The 2108-nt window shown below is 61.7% G+C and carries 3 protein-coding genes; all 3 read left to right on the forward strand.

Translation table 11 applies throughout. The features are described 5' to 3' along the window. Nucleotides 1-172: 172 nt before the first annotated feature. The 3 genes from QMX91_RS30790 to QMX91_RS30800 all read left to right on the forward strand — a co-directional run bounded on the left by QMX91_RS30790 (nt 173) and on the right by QMX91_RS30800 (nt 2005). Nucleotides 173-643, forward strand: coding sequence for a nuclear transport factor 2 family protein (locus QMX91_RS30790; RefSeq protein ID WP_282413876.1), 471 nt, complete (start codon nt 173-175; stop codon nt 641-643). A 39-nt stretch (nt 644-682) separates the two neighbouring features. Further along, nucleotides 683-985: a GIY-YIG nuclease family protein gene (locus QMX91_RS30795; RefSeq protein ID WP_097086337.1), complete on the forward strand. Its 303-nt coding sequence runs from the start codon at nt 683-685 to the stop codon at nt 983-985. Between the two features lie 84 nt (nt 986-1069). Next, nucleotides 1070-2005, forward strand: coding sequence for a glutathione S-transferase family protein (locus tag QMX91_RS30800; protein WP_282413877.1), 936 nt, complete (start codon nt 1070-1072; stop codon nt 2003-2005). Nucleotides 2006-2108: the final 103 nt, after the last annotated feature.

Raw genomic sequence — 2108 nt, forward strand, 5'->3', positions numbered from 1 at the left:
CGATAACGGTGTGTCGGTCAACATTGCGCTGACTGATACACCGCTATCGCGAGCAGGCTCACTCCTACAGTGGTTCTGTGTGCGGCTGATATTCGCTTTGCGAATGCCGATAGTGTTTCTGCGATTTGCAGCTTATCGTGCTGGCAATCTGTCCATTTCCCGGAGTTTGCCCATGAGCGAAGCCCACGCCGCCCTGATCACTCGCTTCTACCAGGCCTTCCAGCGCCTCGACGCCGAAGCCATGGCCGCCTGCTATACCGACGATGTGGTGTTCAGCGATCCGGCTTTCGGTGAACTGCGCGGGCGCGATGCCGGCGACATGTGGCGCATGCTCACCACCCGCGCCAAGGACTTCTCCCTGACCTTCAACAATGTCCGCGCCGACGAGCGCAGCGGCGGTGCGCACTGGGTGGCGACTTACCTGTTCAGCCAGACCGGCAACGTGGTAATCAACGATATCCAGGCGCGCTTCGTCTTTCGCGACGGCAAGATCTGCGAGCACCACGACCACTTCGACCTGTGGCGCTGGTCGCGTCAGGCCTTGGGTTTCAAAGGCCTGCTGCTCGGCTGGACACCGCTGGTGCGCAACGCGGTCCGGACGCAGGCGCTGAAAGGTCTGAAGGCATTTCAGGCTACTCGCTGATAAGATCGCGGCCTGTTTCCTACACATCCAGATCCCGAAGTGACCAGCCTCAGCGAAAAACCGGTTGAAGTCGTCGAGCCAGCGAGCAAGGCCTGGTTCGTCTACCTCGTGCGCGCGGCCAACGGTTCGCTGTACTGCGGGATCAGCGACGACCCGGTGCGCCGCTTCGCCAAGCATCAAAGCGGCAAGGGCGCACGCTTCTTCCTGTCCAGCCCGGCGATGGCGCTGGTCTACACCGAGCGTTGCCGCGACAAGAGCGACGCGCTGCGCCAGGAACGGCTGATCAAAAAGCTGCGCAAGAGCGCCAAGGAATGTCTGGTCGCGTCTTATCAATCTGACTGATCGGTTCCCATCAGGCAGATCTGTAGGCTGCTAACCAAATGCACGCTAAGCTGCGGACTCACTTTCTGTGCGGCGGAGCCGAGCATGTCCGAGTTGATTCTGCATCATTACCCGACCTCTCCATTTGCCGAAAAGGCTCGTCTGCTGTTGGGCTTCAAAGGCTTATCCTGGCGCTCGGTGCACATTTCGCCGGTGATGCCCAAGCCGGATCTGACCGCGCTGACTGGCGGCTACCGCAAGACCCCGGTGTTGCAGATCGGCGCCGACGTCTATTGCGACACATCGTTGATTGCCCGTCGTCTGGAGCAGGAAAAAGCCCTGCCGGCGTTTTTCCCGGAAGGCCAGGAAATGACCAGCGCCAGCTTCGCCGCTTGGGCCGATTCGGTGGTGTTCCAGCACGCGGTCAGCCTGGTGTTCCAGCCGGAGTCGGTGGCCGTGCGTTTCGGCAAGTTGCCGCCGGAAGCGATCAAGGCGTTTATCGCTGACCGTGCCGGGCTGTTCAGTGGCGGCAGCGCCACGCGACTGTCGGCCGAACAGGCCAAGCATCAGTGGCCAACGCTCATGGCGCGGCTGGAGCAGCAGTTGCAGCGCGAGCAGGGCGACTTCCTGTTCGGTGAACCGTCGATTGCCGACTTCGCCCTGGCGCATCCGCTGTGGTTCCTCAAGGCGACGCACGTCACTGCGCCGTTGGTCGATGAATATCCGGCCGTGACTGCCTGGCTGGGCCGTGTGCTGGGCTTTGGTCATGGTGCCGCGAGTGAGATGACTGCCGAGGAGGCGCTGGAAGTCGCGCGCAGTTCGACGCCGGCGGCGTTGCCGGATGAGCAGTTTGTCGATCCGAACGGTTTCAAGGCCGGGCAGCAGGTGGCGATTGCCGCGACAGATTACGGGGTTGATCCGGTGGTGGGTGAGTTGCTGTTTGCTGGCCGCGAAGAGCTGATCCTGCGTCGCGAAGACCCGCGTGGCGGCGTGGTGCATGTGCACTTCCCGCGCTTTGGATTCCGCATCGAAGCTCGCTGATCTCGCAAGTCAGATACATAACCTGTGGGAGCGGGCTTGCTCGCGAATGCGGTGAATCAGTCGCGATCATTATTGACTGGCACACCGCTTTCGCGAGCAAGCC

The organism is Pseudomonas sp. PS01299, assembly GCF_029960145.1.
GTDB classification, from domain to species: domain Bacteria; phylum Pseudomonadota; class Gammaproteobacteria; order Pseudomonadales; family Pseudomonadaceae; genus Aquipseudomonas; species Aquipseudomonas putida_A.